Annotated in this window: 15 protein-coding genes and 1 pseudogene; 13 read left to right on the forward strand and 3 right to left on the reverse strand. The window is 40.2% G+C overall.

All coding sequences use genetic code 11. From position 1 onward, the window contains the following. Positions 1 to 201 precede the first annotated feature (201 nt). From ACRWP9_RS17795 to ACRWP9_RS17825, 7 genes are all read left to right on the forward strand, one after another. Positions 202 to 2028, forward strand: coding sequence for a S8 family serine peptidase (locus ACRWP9_RS17795; RefSeq protein ID WP_434927090.1), 1827 nt, complete (start codon positions 202 to 204; stop codon positions 2026 to 2028). Between the two features lie 311 nt (positions 2029 to 2339). Continuing rightward, the gene (locus ACRWP9_RS17800; RefSeq protein ID WP_434927091.1) at positions 2340 to 3413 is read left to right on the forward strand and encodes a DUF2157 domain-containing protein; all 1074 of its coding nucleotides are present in this window, start codon (positions 2340 to 2342) and stop codon (positions 3411 to 3413) included. Then, complete coding sequence (locus tag ACRWP9_RS17805) at positions 3406 to 4548, forward strand: DUF4401 domain-containing protein (RefSeq protein WP_434927092.1); 1143 nt, start codon at positions 3406 to 3408, stop codon at positions 4546 to 4548. Before ACRWP9_RS17800 ends, ACRWP9_RS17805 begins: the two co-directional genes overlap by 8 nt. Beyond that, positions 4535 to 5023, forward strand: coding sequence for a GDYXXLXY domain-containing protein (locus tag ACRWP9_RS17810; protein ID WP_434927093.1), 489 nt, complete (start codon positions 4535 to 4537; stop codon positions 5021 to 5023). Before ACRWP9_RS17805 ends, ACRWP9_RS17810 begins: the two co-directional genes overlap by 14 nt. Positions 5024 to 5257: 234 nt before the next feature. Further along, positions 5258 to 6082 (forward strand): hypothetical protein, encoded by an 825-nt coding sequence (locus tag ACRWP9_RS17815; RefSeq protein ID WP_434927094.1) that lies wholly within the window; start codon positions 5258 to 5260, stop codon positions 6080 to 6082. A 129-nt stretch (positions 6083 to 6211) separates the two neighbouring features. Beyond that, positions 6212 to 7405, forward strand: coding sequence for a serine hydrolase domain-containing protein (locus tag ACRWP9_RS17820; protein ID WP_434927095.1), 1194 nt, complete (start codon positions 6212 to 6214; stop codon positions 7403 to 7405). A 184-nt stretch (positions 7406 to 7589) separates the two neighbouring features. Next, a complete protein-coding gene (locus tag ACRWP9_RS17825; RefSeq protein WP_434927096.1) occupies positions 7590 to 8591 on the forward strand; it encodes a GGDEF domain-containing protein in 1002 nt (333 codons plus the stop codon). A 99-nt stretch (positions 8592 to 8690) separates the two neighbouring features. On the opposite strand, the gene ACRWP9_RS17830 is transcribed toward ACRWP9_RS17825, so the two are convergent. Beyond that, the gene (locus ACRWP9_RS17830; RefSeq protein ID WP_434927097.1) at positions 8691 to 10292 is read right to left on the reverse strand and encodes a mannan-binding protein; all 1602 of its coding nucleotides are present in this window, start codon (positions 10290 to 10292) and stop codon (positions 8691 to 8693) included. 409 nt (positions 10293 to 10701) lie between these two features. Between ACRWP9_RS17830 and ACRWP9_RS17835 the strand changes: the two genes are divergently transcribed. Together ACRWP9_RS17835 and ACRWP9_RS17840 are read left to right on the forward strand one after the other, a co-directional pair. Continuing rightward, a complete protein-coding gene (locus ACRWP9_RS17835; RefSeq protein WP_434927098.1) occupies positions 10702 to 11160 on the forward strand; it encodes a nuclear transport factor 2 family protein in 459 nt (152 codons plus the stop codon). Positions 11161 to 11245: 85 nt separating this feature from the next. Beyond that, a complete protein-coding gene (locus ACRWP9_RS17840; RefSeq protein WP_434927099.1) occupies positions 11246 to 12265 on the forward strand; it encodes an IS110 family transposase in 1020 nt (339 codons plus the stop codon). Between the two features lie 340 nt (positions 12266 to 12605). Here the strand turns inward: ACRWP9_RS17840 and trxC are convergent, their stop codons facing one another. Further along, entirely contained in the window at positions 12606 to 13028 is a 423-nt protein-coding gene (gene trxC, locus ACRWP9_RS17845; protein ID WP_434927100.1) for a thioredoxin TrxC, read from the reverse strand. A 281-nt stretch (positions 13029 to 13309) separates the two neighbouring features. On the opposite strand from trxC, the gene ACRWP9_RS17850 reads away from it, so the two are divergent. Continuing rightward, entirely contained in the window at positions 13310 to 14521 is a 1212-nt protein-coding gene (locus ACRWP9_RS17850) for a porin (RefSeq protein WP_434927101.1), read from the forward strand. Between the two features lie 111 nt (positions 14522 to 14632). On the opposite strand, the gene ACRWP9_RS17855 is transcribed toward ACRWP9_RS17850, so the two are convergent. Continuing rightward, positions 14633 to 15058 carry a CBS domain-containing protein gene (locus ACRWP9_RS17855; RefSeq protein ID WP_434927102.1) on the reverse strand — a complete coding sequence of 142 codons (426 nt, stop codon included), beginning with the start codon at positions 15056 to 15058 and terminating at the stop codon, positions 14633 to 14635. Positions 15059 to 15445: 387 nt separating this feature from the next. Between ACRWP9_RS17855 and ACRWP9_RS17860 the strand changes: the two genes are divergently transcribed. The 3 genes and pseudogenes from ACRWP9_RS17860 (at position 15446) to ACRWP9_RS17870 (ending at position 19587) form a co-directional block, all read left to right on the forward strand. Further along, positions 15446 to 16744 carry a sensor domain-containing diguanylate cyclase gene (locus tag ACRWP9_RS17860; protein WP_434927103.1) on the forward strand — a complete coding sequence of 433 codons (1299 nt, stop codon included), beginning with the start codon at positions 15446 to 15448 and terminating at the stop codon, positions 16742 to 16744. Between the two features lie 57 nt (positions 16745 to 16801). Then, positions 16802 to 17340 (forward strand): annotated as a pseudogene (locus ACRWP9_RS17865) (catalase-peroxidase); the annotation flags it as partial. Positions 17341 to 17679: 339 nt separating this feature from the next. Then, positions 17680 to 19587, forward strand: coding sequence for a methyl-accepting chemotaxis protein (locus ACRWP9_RS17870; protein ID WP_434927104.1), 1908 nt, complete (start codon positions 17680 to 17682; stop codon positions 19585 to 19587). Positions 19588 to 19688: the final 101 nt, after the last annotated feature.

A 19688-nucleotide genomic window follows, 5' to 3' on the forward strand; every position in this document is an offset into this window, starting at 1 on the left:
CTTCATAAACTCATGTAAATATTTTAAAATTTGCATAAAAGTATTTAAAGCAATATTAAGTTAAACAATTGTTAAGAATAATACCTTGTGCTACTTTCTACTGAGTTAGATAGAAAGACCTTAAATAATATGTACTATCAAAGCTTGCAAAGACAGGCTGATGTAGTGGTGGTAAAAACAATAACTAAAAAGAGAAAAACAATGAAATTATCTATACTTTCAAGTGCAATGTTAGCTCTAACTGTAGGCGTTTGTGCCTCATCACAGGCAGCAGATGATCGTTATGTCATTCAAGTAGATCAACAAAAAAAAGGCATTGTTAAAGCCTTAGCAAAGCAGTTAGGCGCGCAAATCCATGTTGATGGCGACGGCTTTATCGCTGCCACATTTAGTGGTAAAGACTTAGAACAAGTAAAAGGGCTATTAAACAATCCCCACGTTAAACTTGTTGAATTAGATCAACCACGTCATTTAATGTCTGTATTTGCTGATGACAGCGGCAACCCAATGACGCAACAAATCACTCCTTATGCGGTATATCAATCACAAGCGAACCAAGTCACCTTTAACCCTAATGCAGGCATTAAAGTGTGTATCATCGATTCAGGGTTAGACCGTAGCAATACTGATTTTGAGTGGAACAATATTTCCGGTGATAATGATTCAGGCACAGGTAGCTGGGATGTTAACGGTGGCCCACATGGTACTCACGTAGCGGGAACCATTGCAGCAGCAGATAATGGTTTTGGTGTTGTCGGTATGGCGCCAGGTGTCGATTTACACATCATTAAAGTATTCAATGAAGCAGGCTGGGGCTATTCATCAGACTTAGCAAAAGCGGCTAATTTATGTAGTGCAGCGGGTGCTAAAATTATCAGTATGAGCCTAGGTGGTGGCGGTTCTAACGCCACTGAATCAAATGCATTTAAAGCGTTTACTGACGCAGGTGGTTTAGTCGTTGCCGCAGCAGGTAATGATGGTAACAATGTGCGTTCTTACCCAGCCGGTTACCCATCAGTGATGATGATTGGTGCTAATGATGCCAATAATAACATTGCCGATTTTTCTCAATTCCCAACTTGTACCTCAGGTAGTGGTCGTCGTGCAACTACAGATGAAACCATTTGTGTTGAAGTCACTGCCGGTGGCGTAGACACTTTATCTACTTATCCAGCAGGCATGGCTACGGCATCAAGCTTGACTGTCGATGGCGTTTTTGTTGCTTCCTCTGCAATGGAAAATTCTGGCAATGTCACTGGCTCAAATTATTATATGGGTACAGCAGAAGCGTTAGATAGCGGCGCAAATGGTAATGTATGTATTATCGATCGTGGCGTTATTTCTTTCTACGATAAAGTAGCAAACTGTGAAGCATCTGGTGGTGTTGGCGCAGTGCTTATTAATAATGCACCGGGCATGCTTTACGGTACATTAGGTGATGCTAACGCAACTTCAATCCCTGCAGTTGGTGCAGCGTTTGAAGACCGAGCAACTTTACTTGCGGCATCAAGTGTTAATATTAATATTGGTACATCTGATTTTGGCTTTATGAGCGGAACGTCAATGGCGACACCTGCGGTTTCAGGTATTGCTGCACTAGTTTGGTCACAGCACAATGAATGTACCGGTACTGAAATTCGAAAAGCACTTAAAGCAACCGCTCAAGATGCTGGCACGTCAGGTAAAGATGATTACTTTGGATACGGTATTGTTAAAGCTGCTGCAGCGCATGCGTATTTAACGGCTAATGGTTGTGCAGGCGGCGTAACACCTCCACCTACTGGCGGCGATATTACTTTAAGCTTGAATGGCGTGAAGAGTAAAGGCGCTAAGTTTATCAACTTAAGCTTTGCTGGATTGTCAGGTAACAATGTCGATGTTTATCGTAACGGCACTAAAGTCACCACCACCGCCAATGATGGTGCTCACACCGATTCATTAAACACCAAATCAACCCTTAACTACACTTACAAAGTATGTGAAGCCGCTACTGCTACCTGTAGTGCTGACAAATCAATCACTTTCTAAGCATCATAATTAATGGCGCAAACGACATAAAGTAAGCGCCATTTAACAATATAAAAAGCCAGGAAACTGGCTTTTTTTATGCCATAAATCTATCCATTGAATCAATAATTAACGACTCCCCTCAAAAATGGGCATGTTTTTTGATGATTATGATTGCTATATTGGCCATTGTTTTTCATTATGGCCATAGATCACCAAGGAGTTTCGCGAAGCAATATTTAGGTGATATCTACCATGAATGGACCACAATGCGTCACCCAAAAATCGTCAAGCAGTGTTAATCATCAGCGGCATAATTCCAAGGAAATGGAATGATAATCAGAAAACGTTCAGAAATATGGCAATGGTTTACTGAGGGTAAAATAGTCCCCAACAATCTTAACGCCGCCATGCTAGTCGCCTACCCTTATCCCAATGAACACAATTGGCTGCAACTCATCTCTAATCTAGTGCTGTTTGTTGGCATTTTATTACTTGGGGCTGGGGTAATATTTTTTATGGCATTTAATTGGGATGCGTTAGCCAACCTGACTAAATTTGCGATTATTGAAAGCCTGTTTGTCGCCTTTATTGGCGGGTTTTATCTCGCTAATGGTGTAGCAAATACCTCAAAACCACCTAAGTTTAGTGCGCTAAACGCAGGCTGGAACTTACCCAACGCCATGTTATTAGGTGCCAGCATCATGGTCGGCGCACTACTCGCATTAGTTGGACAAACCTATCAAACAGGTGCTGATCCCTGGCAGTTGTTTGCCCTGTGGGCGGTGTTCATTTTACCCTTTGCTGTTATCGCAGGGTTTGATCTGTTGTGGTTAATGGTTGCAGTGTTGTTGAACGTCAGCTTAGGTATTTACTTTGATTCATTCTCACATGTGTTTGGGCTATTACTGGAAGATATTCAAATCATTGCCATTTTTGGCTTAGTTAATTTATCTATTCATCTACTATTTACCCTTGCTCGCAAGCTAACATGGCCAGCTCAGTTACGTTTTCAGTGCCCAGCAGTTGAGGCCACCAGCTTATTAGCAAGTATTGTCAGTTTAACTTGGCTGATGATTTGGGTTATTTTTGATTTCAAATCCACCGTCAACTTGGGTTACTACTGGTTACTGTATTTAACGATAATGGCCGCTATTTTTGGCTGGTATCGTTACCGTTCGCCTGCGCTTTACCCACTCACCTTAGTATTAACCAGCCTCTGCGCGACCATTGTGTCACTACTATCAAGGGGCTTATTTGAAAGTCATGATCCCATCGGGATCTTCTTATTGATTGCCATGATCATTGTCGGTCTCACCAGCGGCTGCTTATATTGGCTAAAGCAAATACAAACAGAGTTCACCGCAAAAGCCCAACTTAGTCATAAGGATGCCAGTGATGAGTAAGCCAACAAATAGCCCAGCCCAAGGGTCGCAAGCACAATTATGGCAATCACTATTTAATCAGGGACTGGTTGGCAACGACATAGCATCTGATACTCCGTTATCAAGTCCCTGGTATATTATAGGTGCCCAAATTATTGGCGGTTGGATAGCAGCCTTGTTTATATTGGCATTTGTATTAGCGAGTATTGCCTCTGTCGGCGACAAGGAACTGTCGATACTGGTGATGGGTATACTCATTACACTTGGCTGTTTAACCTATTATCGCGTGGGTAAAAGTAATCAAGAGTTTGTGCTGCAAATGGTATTCGCCTTCAGTATATCTGGCCAACTTATGCTACTTTGGGGAATTTACGACGCGCTAAAACATACTGATGATGCCATCATAGCGTTAATGTATACACTGGTTTTTGCCTTACACTGGTGGCTTATTCCACACAAGGCCAACCAATTTATCGCTGCCATAGCAATGGTACCCAGCGTGCTAGCGATATTGGCAATATACCAACTCAGCCAACTTATTCTGCCACTGTTAATTGTCAGTTTAATGCTAGTGTGGTCGCAGCTTTATCGATGGCCACAGTGTTATCAACGTCTGCGGGTATTAGGTTACGCCCTGAGCCTTAATTTACTGTTTGCTAACTTTGCCTTGTCAGATATGGGCCGATGGATCGACCTTCCCGAAGTACTGATGGCATTTGACACCCGCTTTAGTCATTACCTTGCTGTCGCTATGGTACTGTTATCTGCACTGTGGTTAATCCACCAAGTATTTAATCAGTTAAGCGACCAGCCTATTGAGCTAACAAACACTGCACAGCTTAGCCGAGTTAAATTTATCGCCATATTAAGCGCAATATTAATCAGTTTATTATCCATTCCCATGGCGGGGATCAGTACAGCGTTATTGATGCTGTTATTAGGTTACTTCTACAATGAATTTAAACTCCTTGCCCTTGCCATCGGCGCATTAGTTAGCTTTATCGGCCTATATTACTACTCGCTGCACATTAACTTATTCGACAAATCATTATGGTTAATGGCCAGTGGTGTGGTGTTATTGCTGATCCGCTTGGCGATGGCTTTATCGATTGGCAAAACAATCGCAAACAAGGAGCTACGCCATGACGTTCAGTAAAAGCGCGATTGGGGTGACACTTAGTGCTTTAGCCATATTGGCACTAGTAAACTTCAGCATTTATCAGCAAGAACAGCAGCTTGCAAACGGAGATATTGTGGTATTTGAACTGGCGCCCGTCGACCCTCGCTCGTTAATGCAGGGCGACTATATGGCACTCAACTACCAAATAACCAACCAAATTAACCAAGCAAATGACCTAGAAAACCATGATGGTTTGTTTATCGTTACCCTAGCACAACATCAACTTGCCCAATTTGAAGCCCTTTACCAAGGTCAAACCTTACAGCCAAATCAACAGTTAATTCAATATCGGGTGCGAAGCGGCAGAGTAAAACTCGCCAGTAATGCTTTTTTCTTTGAAGAGGGCCGAGCAGAAGAGTTTGCTAAAGCCAAATATGGCGAGTTTAGGGTTAACCCTGCCGGAAAACTACTGCTGAGTAACATGTTAGATAAAGACTTTAAGCGAATTTAACAACGTCGCCAGAAGTACAATAGCTGATGTTAAATCCACTAAATTTACAATGAATTTCTTCAGCCAAATTTAACTTGACCCGAAACAGTCCCAGATCCGAATAGCGCTACACTTAGTTTATTAAAAATTGTTCGCTCAAACAGACAAACATGAGGTTGGATTAAGGCAAGGCCGCAGGTAAACTACAGACTATTTTATACCTTTGTTTTAACTGTATTTTAATTAAGGATGATGATGATATTTATAAGTCATTTTATTGGTACTGTCGTTGAAGGAATGATGGACAGCAAAACAGAAAAGCTATTGGAAACAATCCTACCTGTTTTAAAAGAAAGCAATTGGGTAAGTAAAGATGTCGATGAAGACATTGAACCAAACGAAGTGGCCGAGTACATTAGAGCAAATGCTGCTGATCGTATTGTGATGTTTGATTGTGAATGCATTGAAAACGATGATGATTATGCAGGTTTGCTGGCGATGTTTGTTGAAAACGCCAAGCTAAGCGATAAAGTATCTGACATACAATCTAGTTACATTGACAATCAAGCAACCATTTCATGTACGGTTGATGGCAATGTCTTAACAGGCGCGTGGTCACAAAAATCTGACTGGGTTGAAGCTGAGTTTTTTACTTTTACCAATGCCCTCTTTAGCGAACACTTTAACCTGCATTTCTCTGTTCTACCCAGTGAAGATCAATGTGCTGAATGTATTCTATTAGACGCTGAAAACGGAAAGGTTCTCACTGAATTTTTTGAACGAGTATCAGGTAATTACGATCCCGATGAAGTGTCAGGTAACACAATATTACTGACTATTTTCACCGCTGTTTCCGGCTTGATCATTTTCACCATAATAGGTTGGTTCCTTGTCGGCTTCTGGCCTAGTTTCGGGGGCAACTTATTGTTCTGGCTAATTTTTACGGTGTATTTCTCATTCAAAACCGTCAATAACCAAGAAGAGCAAGAATTGCTTGAAGAAAATCTACAACAAAACCCTGAGCTGATTGGCCAAATGGTTGTTGATATGGTGGACGAGCTTAAAAAGCACAAGAAATAAACCTGATAATAGCGCCCGCTATGCACACAATAGTGGTTAACGCTTCTCTCACAGCTAACCATTTGATTTATGTTTCGCATGACGGTAAGTTATTGTCAGTAAATAAATTTAATCCATTTGGGGTCATCAATGTCGTCTTTGTTAAAGTTCATCAAAGGTGCTGTTTTAAGCATTCTTGTTGTTATCATCATTATTGTTGGATTTAATTGGCAAAGCGTTAATCGCTTGTACAGCGTGATCACCCTATTTGATGATGCCTTAATCGTCGATAATTTTTCACACATGAACGATATCTTTTTTAACCAGAAAATTAACCAACATGGCGAGCCTTCTGCCTTTGGCGTTAACTTAACGCCTTTACCAGAGACATTTAACTATCGAAACCAAACAACCCACTCAAACGAGTTTCTCACGCGGCGGGCAACAACGGCATTGCTGGTGCTTAAAGACGACAACATTACCTACGAGCAATACTTTTTAGGCACCCAAAGTGATGACAAACGCATCTCCTGGTCAATGGCGAAATCATTTGTATCGATACTATTCGGTATGCAGGTTGATGCAGGCAAAATTGATATTGAAAAAAGCGTTGATTTTTATCTACCGGAACTAGCAAGTTCTGGTTATGCCAATGTGAAAGTAAAACACATTTTACAAATGTCATCCGGGGTTAAGTGGAATGAAGATTACCAAGACTTCTATTCTGACATTAATAAAATGGGACGTGTGCTGGCCATCGGCGGCTCGTTAGATAAAATGACCAGTGAACTGGTTAATCAATCCCAACCAGGTAAAGTGTTTCGTTATGTCAGCATGGATACCCATGTCATTGGCATGATTACAAGACGGGTATCCGGCAAATCATTAGTCGAGCTTTTACAGACCAACATTTGGGACAAAATAGGCATGCAAAGCGATGCTTACTGGCTTACTGACTCCCAAGGCTCAGCATTTGCATTAGGCGGCTTGAATGTTACTACTCGCGACTACGCCCGCTTTGGCCGTTTACTGCTTAACAACGGCGCATATAATGGTCACCAAATCGTCTCACAGGCTTGGATAAAAGCCGCCACCACAGCACAAGCCGATTACCTGCAACCGCAAGCTGACAAACTTGGTTATGGCTATCAAATATGGTTACCACCAGGCGCTGAAGCGGGTGAGTTTTTTTGCGTCGGGGTCTACGGCCAATATATTTACGTTAATCAACAACACAATGTTGTCATCGTCAAAAATAGCGCAGATTTAGGCTTTCAAGACAGCTTAATCTCTAAGCATGAAACTATTGCCTTTTTCCGGGAAATTGTCGCGTCACTGGAGTAGCGTGTTCGATAAGTGCTAGCCACAACAGCTGGCCCATAGACTAATAAATGTAAATTAAAATCAATTGATTACCAAATAAAATAATTGGTTTTTAGGCATGTTTTTTTAAGTTTATTCACTCAGTTTTTCAAATAAAAGCTATGATGCAATAATATAAAAACGAGTAATTTGACATGGATACGTTATGCATATAATAAAGTTGGATAAAACCTATCGGCTTAGAAAAAAAGTATTAATAGGCACCTGCTGTGTATTGAGTGTCATTGGTTTATTTTTAGGTCTATTTAACTTATTTAGAGAAGCCAGTAATCCAGTGTTAGCGGCTTTTCAGCTCATGTACTCTTTGCTATCTCTTGTAGTAATGCATCGTGCTTTAAATGAACGCCATCAACTTTGGCAAGTGCATCTATACGTTTATAGCCTTACAGCATTGATTATTTTTGCTGTTTATATCGCAGACTTAAACAGCTTTCGGTTTTGTTGGGCGCTGGTTATCCCTTTGCTGTACTTTCTTATACTGGGTAAAAAAACAGCCGCTATTCCTACCAGTATTTTGCTGCTGTTTTCAGTGTTCGATATCAGCGTAAAGTCGGAAGTGATTTTCCCATCTATGCTAATTAATTTTGTATGCAGTTATCTTATTGTGTGGATCGTATCTTATGTATATGAAACGAACAGAGAGAACTCAGAAAGAGAGTTACAAGAGTTAGCCTTGCTTGACCCTCTTACCCAAAGCTATAACCGTTTGGGTTTAGCAAAACAGTTCCAAGAAATGTCAAAAAAATCTAATACTTCAATGTATATCTTGTTATTAGATCTTGATTACTTTAAAGAAATAAATGACAACTATGGCCATGAAGCTGGGGATATTATTCTAAAAGAATGTGCCTCTCAAATTCGTCTTATCGCCAATCATCACTGTACTTTTAGAATAGGTGGTGAAGAGTTTTGTGTCATAGTTGAAGCTGAAGAATTAGCCGAAGCATTAGCGTTAGCGGAATCTATTCGACTAAAAATCAGTCAATATAAATTCAAATTTGAAGATCAGGTATTGCCCATAACCTTAAGTATAGGCATAGCCAAATTTGAAGCAGAAATGACGCTATCTAGTGCGCTATCACAAGCAGATGCACAGCTCTATGAAGCTAAACACTTAGGTAGAAATAGGGTTGCTTATCAAGAGTGATGGGCACGACAATAAATCTTTATGTCTATAATCACTAAAGCGACGAACATGAAATAAAAACAGTTAGTGATAGAACTAACTGTTTTATCGTCATCAACATTATTGATTACAACAACCACAAACGGTTTGCGGTAATTGCGCACCAGTACTGGCACTTTGATTTGTCCATTGACCATTCCACTTAAGTTTCGAAGAAGAGTTAGTACAGGTACTAGGGCAGTCTGCCTTAGCCTGTACCTGACTATTAATAGTATTAGATGCTTGCACATCCAGACACTGATTCGAGCCCACTGCGATATCATCGAAAATATGACTTAAACTATTAGATGTAGTATTACTCGCAGTGCTTGCCGTACCGGTATAATTATGACAACCAAAACAGTTAGACACAAAACCTGCTGAAGGCGATGATGCAGAAGCCAGATTTTTTTGATCTGGATTAAGATTTATAGCTGCGGTATTTACATCTTGATATTCAGTTTCAGCCACCGTATTAGCGAGTCTTAGTGACCCTCTTTGATTACCAATCTGCGACACTGGCTGACCGTTTGTGGGGGTAATATAAGAGCCCTCAGTAATGTCACTTACCCACAAAGCCCCCACATTAAAGTAGTTTGCTAACACTTTGAAATTACCGGTTAAATAAGGTTGAACATTTGCGTTAAGGGTTTTAATGGAACCGGTATTTTCATCAAAATTTGCATCCCCAAGTGACGAACCATAAGGATACATACGACAAATTTCTGTTGCTGCGCCAGTGATGTCCGTTTGTTTAGTTGGGTTATTAAAATCACAATTTGCATTGTTATCTTTTAAGCTAGCCGTACAGGCTTGACTTGCAAAAGACCAATTAGTGGTCGACTCGGGCAAGGTACAGTCTGGCGAGTTTTGTTTATGCTCAAAGGTGGCCCAAATAAACTCAGGGTGATTAGGGGTCGCGACAGCGATATGAAAGCCCACCATACCCAGCTGAGTGGTTTTGCTGTCCTTTTGGTCTGCTTTAACCGGCGTAATGTTGGCATCCATAGTGATGAATTTACTTGGGTCATCATTAGCGCCAAGCACTTTCCAGGCGGTTTTAAGCTCAGTGGTTCCACCAGGAAAATTCTGCTTTTGCTGTATAGCCTTTACATCACACATGTTTTTACTAAAACGAACATCATAATAGACCACATTTTCATTTTGATCGTAAATAGTCGCGCCTCCACCAGCTTGGCCTATACGCTCAGGGATCGTAAAAGTAGTGCCGTTTTCTTGTGGTTTTGTTGAGCGAATAAACAATACATGTGAGTCATGCTTATCATCACAGGAGTTGGCTGGGGTACCATCAGTATTCACTTCAAGTTCATTAAATTGACTGGTATCTTGAAAGTTGAGCACCTCTGGATTCGTTTGTGACTTCGCCATTAAGTAACTAAAGGTTTGCCAGGAAAACTGATAAAAGTCGCAAAAAGAACTGTCCCCAGGACCATTACTTTGTTTCACTTCCGCAGGCAAGCTAGGTGTTGTAAACCAGCTGGCATCTGCACTGCAATTAAATCCAGCAGGAGCAGTTAGTTTACTCTTGGCTATATCCGCCATAGCCACTAACCCTGTTTTTTCATATGCTGCTTGGTTAGCTTGGGCAATACTGGTGCCCGATACGCACAACACTAAGCTACTGACTAATGAGCTTATATTCCTTTTAGAGAATCTATTCATACTATATTCCTTTATGTAAATTATCACTGATTGCCCTTAGGTAGTAACCAGCCTCTTCATATGCATAGCCTGCATATTGCTCACAATGACTTGCAAGCGTTATGACTATAGTCAAGATTATTTAACGTGAACCTTCTAATATTATTCTGTATTAAAATCATTAACTAACATCCTGGTAGATAAGCATTTATGACATGAATAGACCTGACTTTCAGCAAGCGACTTGACCGAACTGTGGCATATCTAACAAATAAGACGGTTTATCGATGTAAATCTATAGTGGCTTAAGATAATGGTAAATAACGATATTTATACTATGTCTACATCTGTACTATATTAATGAAAGCTCAACTTGCTTGATCAAAGCGTTATCATGCAACCAGTTGCTCACGACTCTAGGAATCGAAAAATGACCAAGATCGCCTTAGTTTTATTAGTATTTGTCTCAATGACAGCAGTTGCTGATGACCTAATACTTACAGACAAAATGAAAGCCTTAGATACAGAGGTATTTGAATCATTTAATCGTTGTCAAAGTCCAGATGAGCTGGAAAAACATGCTAGTTTTTTTGCATCTGATGTTGAGTTCTATCACGATAATGGCGGGGTAACCTGGAACCGTGACAGTATGATAGCCAACACCAAAAATAATGCATGTGGTCATTACAGCCGAAAACTGGTTGAGGGGACTTTCAACGTACATTCGATTAAGGACTTTAGCGCCATCACTGAAGGGGTGCATATTTTTTGTCAAAGTAAGACGAATGAATGTGAAGGTAAAGCTAAGTTTGTGATGGTTTGGCACAAGGTTGACGATAAGTGGCAAATTACCCGAGTATTAAGTTACGGCCACAGCGAGAATGACTAACCTGATGTGATGGTCTCCTCCCACTACGGCATCGATGTGCCATGATTGAAGTGGTTACAAACAATCAAAATGGGAGAAGACCAAAATGAAGATTACAACAATAGGGTTAGACATAGCAAAACGATTCTTTCATATGGTTTGTTGCAATGAACAAGGTCGGTTAATTAATAAAAAAATGTTAACACGAGCTCAAGTATTAGCGTTTTTCCAAAAACAACCAACATGTTTAGTTGCTCTTGAGGCTTGTGCAACATCGCATTATTGGGCTCGAGAAATACAAAAGTGTGGTCATAAAGTAAAGCTTATTCCACCTCAACATGTAAAAGCCTTTTTAATTGGCAATAAAAATGATTATAACGATGCTTTCGCCATTTCTGTTGCAGCAAACCAGCTACATATTAAAAGTGTAGGTATAAAGTCGATAGCACAACAAGATAATCAAGCACAATATAAAGCCAGAGAACTAACCGTAAAACAAAGAACTGCACTTTGTAACCAAATCAGAGGGCTGATTGCTGAATACGGCATTATTTTAAACCAAGGTGTGAGTCACATACGGAAAACCATCCCATTAATACTGGATGATGAAACCACACAATTATCAGAGGCGTTCAAAACAATACTGAGGCAGCTACAAGCACAACTTAATGCATTAGATACGTGTATTGAAACCTATAGCCAATTAATTGTTGAAACAGTCAAAAACAATGCCATTTGCCAGAGGATACAAACCATACCGGGATTTGGACCGATGGTGTCCAGTGCCTATTTTAATGAAGTCGGTAATGGTGCTAATTATAGGCGAGGTCGCGATGTATCTGCTTCATTGGGTATTGTTCCTAAACAGCACAGCAGTGGAGGTAAAGATATTTTACTTGGGATAAGTAAGCGAGGTAATAGTTACCTAAGGTGCTTGTTAATACAAGGTGCTAAAGCGGTTGTATCCAGAGCAGGCACCAAGAATGACAAGTTGAGCCAATGGATAAATAAGCTTGTGCAAACTCGAGGGCATAACCGCGCATGTGTCGCTTATGCTAACAAAATGGCGAGAATGGCTTGGGCTATAACCGTGTCAGGCGAAGATTATTCAACGATAGAAAAATAAGTACCAATAAAAAGTAAACCGCTCTTCAACGAATTGCGTGGGTAAAATGAAACGATGACATAACAGGTAAAACCTGCATATTGAAAACCTGGCGAGTTCAGTGGTAGTCAATACCGATAACCTGATAAGGACAATATGTGCGGAATACATCGAGGCCAGAAGTCTTGAACTTCCTATAAAGGCCGTATATATGACAGCAATCCTGTCCCTGTTATCGATGAGTGATACCTTGCAATACGGGAGGAGACCATATATGAACTAGACTCGCCATAACAAAGCGCGACATCTTATTGTCGCGTTTATGATTATCTCAATATTGGCCTATCAAAAACCTAAAAGCCTATTTTACTGACTCTAGCCATTGGTTGAATGCTGATGCTGGCATAGCACCTGATTGCTGTGCAATTATTTTGCCTTGCTTGAAGACCATTAAGGTTGGGATAGATCGAATATTGAATTGAGCCGCTAATGCTTGCTGCTCTTCTGTGTTAAGTTTACCAAAGCGAAATGTGGGCTCCCATGTTTTAGCTGCTTGAGTAAATACTGGGGCAAAGCTTTTACAAGGACCGCACCAACTGGCCCAAAAGTCGACCACTAATGGCAATTCTGATTTGTTCGCATGGTAGCTAAAGTTAGCCGCAGTAAGCTCCATCGGCTCGCCCACAAATAGGCTTTGCTTACACTTACCGCAAGTAGGTTGTTGTTCAAGGCGATCCTGTGGCACGCGATTTAAAGTATCGCAATGGGGGCAAGCTATGATCATGTTTAGTCCTGTTTAATTTCATTCTTAATGACTATTAAATCAGAAAAAACAATGTTACTTCAATGTAACTATTGTTCCCACCGTGTTTCAATGGTGTTTTTATAGCATTTAATTCTGTTTATCATCGGTTAATGAGTTAGAAATTGTGACGTTTATCGCCTGTTATAGTATTTTTTGTCTTGGAGGGATTGCTCATCCTTTGCTAATCTCAAATTCAACTAACAAAGACATAAAATCACGAGGTGCAGCTTGCCGCCTCAAATTACAAGGTTAATCACCCAATGAAAACCACACTTTTAGCTACCGCGCTTTCAGCACTGTTTATCGCCCCGACAGTTTCAGCTATAGAAATTTACAAAGATGATAAAAATGCTGTCGAAATTGGCGGCTTTGTAGATGCACGTATCATTAATACTCAGGGTGAAACTGAAGTGGTTAATGGCGCCTCACGTATTAACTTTGGTTTTGATCGTCAATTAACCCATGGCTGGAATGCTTTTACTAAATTAGAGTGGGGTGTCAACCCTGTTGGTAACAGCGATATTGTTTATAACAACCGCTTTGAATCTGTCCAAGATGAGTTTTTTTATAATCGTTTAGGTTATGTGGGGCTTGAGCATGACGACTACGGTACGCTAACCATAGGTAAGCAATGGGGTGCCTGGTACGATGTGGTTTATAACACTAACTACGGTTTCGTTTGGGACGGTAATGCCGCTGGCGTATATACCTATAACAAAGATGATGGCGCTGTAAACGGTGTTGGACGTGGTGACAAAACTGTTCAGTACCGTAATGCCTTTGGTGATTTCAGCTTTGCCGTTCAAACGCAGCTTAAAAACAGCAGCTTCTATACTTGTGATACAAGCGAAGAAATTAGCCAGGCTGATTGTGAATCGCTATTTCAAAATGGTGAAAAAGCAGCCCAGCAAGTTGACTTTAACTACACCTATGGCGGCTCTGTAACCTATAGTGCAACTGACATGCTAACATTTACCGCTGGTATTAACCGTGGTGAGTTTGATGTTCAATTTGGCAATGGCGAACAGACAACCGCTATCGATCTTATTTACGGTGCAGGTGTCACCTGGGGCAACTTTGACAATGATGGCCTTTATGCTGCTGCTAACTATAACAAACAAGAAAACCATGACACCGATAACATAGGTCGTTTAATCAAAGACGCATACGGTGTCGAATCATTGTTATCATACAAGTTTGAAAACGGTTTACGCCCATTGATATCGTATAATATTTTAAATGCCGGCAGTAACTATGTTATTCAACCTAACTTTAACGCCGATCCAAACGACGTGTTTAAGCGCCAGTTCGTGGTCATGGGTTTACACTATGTATGGGATGCCAACACAGTGCTATATGTTGAAGGTCGCAAAGATTTCAGTGACTTTACTAGCGCTGATCAAGAACAAGAAGCCAGAATGTCGCTATCAGAAGAAGATGGTATCGCCATAGGTATTCGTTACACCTTGTAATAGATTAAACCTGTAGCTTAGTTTTAAACAAACGGCTTAGTTTTAAACAAGAAGCCCGAAGTGAAAACTTCGGGCTTCTTTAATAAATCAAACAAATAAAAAATAGTTAACTTACTTTTGCGTCAACAATAGCCGCTGGCACAATTTAACAAAATCCGACGAGGTAACAATACCTAGCACCTTGTTTTGATTATCAACCACAGGTAAGCAGCCTAACTTGTTATCAATAAAATATTGCACAACCACTGTTAGCGGTTCATCTAGGCCTAACTTTTCTGGATGATTTTCCATTACATCTGCAATCGGGGTATAGCGCTCTTTTCTATCTAACGCCCCTTGGCCATATTTATTAAGCATGGTTAACACACTGGCAATCATCCTTCTGTGTGTCAGCACCCCTATACATTGACCATTCGTTTCAGAAATCACTGGCAGATGACGAACATTACGACTTTGCATCAGTTCATGGGCATCTTTAAGGCTAGCCTCATCCGAAATACAAACAGGATTTGGGGTCATGATATCGCATACTTTCATGGTATTACTCCTTTACCGATTTATGCTTAAAGATTAGTCAAAATAATACTCAATAGCGAGAGAAAGCGCTGTCATAGTATTTAAAAAATAACTAATTAAAGAAAAAAAGCTGCTAAAAATTAACCTCATCATAGCCATCTAAATAATCAGACAACAATAAACTGATTAAAAGCATCTTAGATGTTCAAAGAATAGAGTAACACGAAGGAATTAGTCGGTTGTGTTTAACAAATAGAACCAATACACTTTCAGACATATAAAGCGGCATGATTATGTTGATCATGGCAGGTCACATTTGCACACGCTATTTGTAAAGTAGTTGCAATTTCATCTAACACAAAAAGTTTATGCTTGCTTCATTGCATTGTAACTCTTGTAAGGTTAATCATGGCAACACCACCACAAAACAAGCAAATTAACATCAATAAATTAATTGAAACACCACAAACGGGTGTAATAAGACTTGATAGAAATTTTGCTATCGTCGCCATTGATGATGTAATTGAAGCGTTATTGCTCTTATTCTTACCAGTAAAACCAATCAAACAACCACTTGGCAAAAGTCACCTATGTGGAAAACAATGGCTTGATATCATAGGCCCGCTTCAAACCTCGCCACAATGCTCACCCTGGTTACAAGCTGATCAAACCCAGTCTGATCAAACATCACAGTTAAACTTAATCAATAACCAAATTGATATGACATTATCTTTGCGTTATTCACCTGTATTTGATCATCACAGCAACCTACTTGAAATGCTGATATTTATTGTTGTTGCTAAATCAAAACAGCAAATTGAAAAAGATCTAAAAAATGAACAAGCCTTTTACCGTGCAGTTGTAGATGATATGCCAGCCTTGATATATCGCTACACCACAGAAGGTATAGTCACCCTAGCCAATGCGGCAGTATGCAGTTATTTTGGCGCAAAAGCGGATGATATTATAGGTATGAGTATCTATGATGTTATGGATGCTGAAAATATCGACAGGGCTAAAAATCACCTAGCCAGTATTACAGCTGAAAACCCAATTATGGCCCATGAGCATAGTGGAACTGACAGTGTTGGAAACAGAAAATGGTTTCAATGGACCGACAGATTAATTCTTTCAGATGACGGCCAACCACTCGGTTATCAAGGGATTGGACTTGACCTAACAGAACGAAAAATGTACGAAGAAGAACTATTAGAGTTAGCATCAACGGATATGTTAACAGGCTTATTAAATCGACGTCAGTGCATTCTTTTGGGTAAGCAGGCATTACTCAGTTGCCGACAAGAAAATCATTCATTCTCATTGTTAATCATAGATCTCGATTTATTTAAAAACGTCAATGACAGTTTAGGCCATCTTGCTGGCGACCATGTTTTGCAAAAATTTGCTGCTTTATGTACCAATATACTTGATGAAAGTAACATTATCGGGCGTTATGGTGGCGAAGAATTTATCATAATATTACCGAAAACTAATCTTAAACAAGCACTTGTAATTGGCGAAAATCTACGCGAAAAAGTTGAAGCTATGGAGATTAGCTTAGATAAACATCAATTCAACATCACCATTAGTGTAGGAATAGCCGCCAGTAATGACAGCTTACCTAACTCACTCAACAGCTTGCTTGCAAGTGCTGATGAAGCACTTTACAAAGCTAAAGCGACGGGTAGAAATAAAGTAGCATACTAAGCGAGCACTCATTAGCAATATACAATTGCTTATCTTTTACCTATTTTGACCGCTTAAGATGCAGGCGATACAGTCACAGTGCCGCTTAATCCAGGTATTGTGAGCAACACAAGCCATGACAGACGTAAACTCATTTAATGTACTTGAGCTAACATCAGATGGCTTTAAAAACTACTGTGACAGTGAGCAAAGCTACAAGTCACCGGTTGAAATGTTAGTGGATAAAGCAGACCAACTGGCGCTATCTGTGCCAGAAATAACCATATTGGCCGGCGGACTACGAGTATTAGATGCAAACTATCAAAGCCAAAAACATGGCGTACTGACCCGCACACTGGATTTGTTAAACAATAACTTTTCGTCAATTTACTCAACATATCAACAGCGTGGAAACAGTGGACTGCTGAGGGGATATATCAAGGTTTTGAACGTAACACAGGCGAGCTAATTTGGTCTGCAACTTCAGCAGTCTTAATCTTTGGGTCTAATTCAGAGCCTCGCTCAATTGCTGAAGTGTATTCATTTAACACATCTAAACAGAAGTTTGTTAAAGTTTTGTTACCGCTTGGATTAAAGTGATAGCGCTAGATCGTTAAGCTTCACATTGTTGAAAAAGTGTTGGCAACCTATGTGTTGCAGTACTTTTTTCATTTAATCACTCGTCATAGAACTACTTAGCAAAGCACCCACCGAACTTAACACTTGCAAAGCATACAAGTAACACATATAAAACATTGTAATAACACAAATGAATCAACAGCCTACATTTTAACCACCCAGATGTTTGCTACATAAAAATAACTGTTTATTTAAAAAAACAATACGATAATCACTAATAATCGCAACAATCAAGCCGATATAATAAACAATTAAAATTTGGGTCAACCTAAACCACAAACACGCTTTCAGTTTGCAGTGTGTAGGAGTCAATATTCATGAGTTTTCTGTCGACATTATCCATTCGAAATAAATTAATCACTGCCATGCTACTGGCGGTAATAGCATCAACCAGCATAGTGGCTTATGTCGGACAAACTAGTGCTAAAAACGTACTGTCCACAAGGTTAGAGCAATCAGACATGCCTAACTTATTGCAACGTATTCGTAACTCTATTGATGGTGAAATTAACCAAATGAGAGTAATGACTCAATCAATTGCTTCAAATAGCATGATCAAAATGTGGCTCGAGAAAGGCGCAAGTGTTGAAGGTGAGAAACACCTCATCCAATACTTGAAGCAAACAGCAAGTGATAATGGTTTTAGCAATGCCTCATTTACTGATTACGACCAGCAAAGGCATTGGAATACAAATGGTTTCTTAAGGGTGCTCAAGCCAGATCATGATAAGTGGTTTTTTAACTTTAAAGACAGTGGTAAAACAGAATCAACCAGTATCTATAAAGATAGCAAAGGGTCCACTGATATTTACATAAACTACCAACAACCCAATGGCTTCGGCATTGCTGGGGTATCTAAGTCATTTGATGAAATGGTGGATTACCTCAACAGCTTTCAAATAGAACAATCTGGCTTTGTTTATCTTGTCGATGGTAATGGTGTTATCAAGGTGCATCCGAATATCGATTACAAGACGAAACAAACCATTGCCGATTTATATCCTTCTATTAATAGCAATCAACTGGTAAATAAAAGTGACTATGCCTCAGCTATGGTTGGTCAAGAGCTGATTGCATCAAGCTACATTGCAAGTTTAGACTGGTACATAGTTGCCCAAGTGCCATTAGAAGAGCTTTATGCAGGACTAGATGAATCGCGTAATAACATCATCATCACCTTTGTGATAATTGCCGCATTATTTACACTTATTAGTATTTATTTGGGTAACAGCTTAGTGCGTCCGATAAATCAACTGGCAGATACCTTTAAAGAACTGGGTGAAGGCGAAGGGGATTTAACGCAACGACTTAATGAAAATGGCAACGAAGAAATGCGCCGTTTAGCACAAGGCTTCAATGCTTTTATCAATAAGTTACACAATGTCATTCAAGAACTTGCTACTACTACCTTTGATGTTAATAGCGCATCGCAGCAAGTCTATAAGGATGCGCTGCACTCGACAAAACTCACTGAGGTTCAACGTGATGGTGCCCATCAAGTGTCGGTAGCCATTAACGAAATGGGCAGCACCATTGCTGAAATCGCTAACAATGCTTCTGTTGCAGCACAATCAACCACCGAAGCGACTCAAAAAGCACAGCGCGCGCAAATTGTAGTAGAAGAGTCAAATTCAACTATTAATGACATGGCCACAAACATGGAAAGTGTGTCGACTAATATTGTGATCTTAGCCGAAAAAAGTGATGCGATTTCAAGCGTGTTAGATGTGATTAGAGCGATTTCAGAACAAACTAATTTACTGGCGTTAAACGCGGCTATTGAAGCTGCTCGCGCAGGTGAACAAGGTCGAGGCTTTGCCGTGGTTGCCGATGAAGTACGCAATCTTGCTAAACGTACCAGCGATTCTACCGATGAAATTCATAAGATGATCTCTGAATTACAAAATGGCGCTAAGGCAGCGGTATCATCGGTACATCAGGGCCGCGAGCAGGCCAAACTAGGCGTTCAAGCGTCGCAAAGAACTCATCAAGCTCTTGAAGAAATCGCCGCCAATGTGATACACATTTCAGAGTTAAATATTCAGATTGCCGCCGCCACTGAAGAGCAGTCAGCGGTGATCAACGAGATCAATCAGCATGTGATTAATATTAGTGACAGCAGTGATAGCAGCGCCCAAGCTTCAGCCAGTATTGAAGGCTCTAGCGAGGCACTAAAGTCAATGGCAAATGCTTTAGATGGTTTGGTAAAACGCTTTAAACTCTAATCAGTAAGGGAAATTGAATGGAGTGATAGGCTGATGATGCATAACGGATAAACGGTATCACTGATAACTATTGCCAATTTGAAGCTTAAAAAACATTCGAC

It is taken from the genome of Shewanella sp. HL-SH2 (genome assembly GCF_051164935.1).
GTDB lineage: Bacteria > Pseudomonadota > Gammaproteobacteria > Enterobacterales > Shewanellaceae > Shewanella > Shewanella glacialimarina.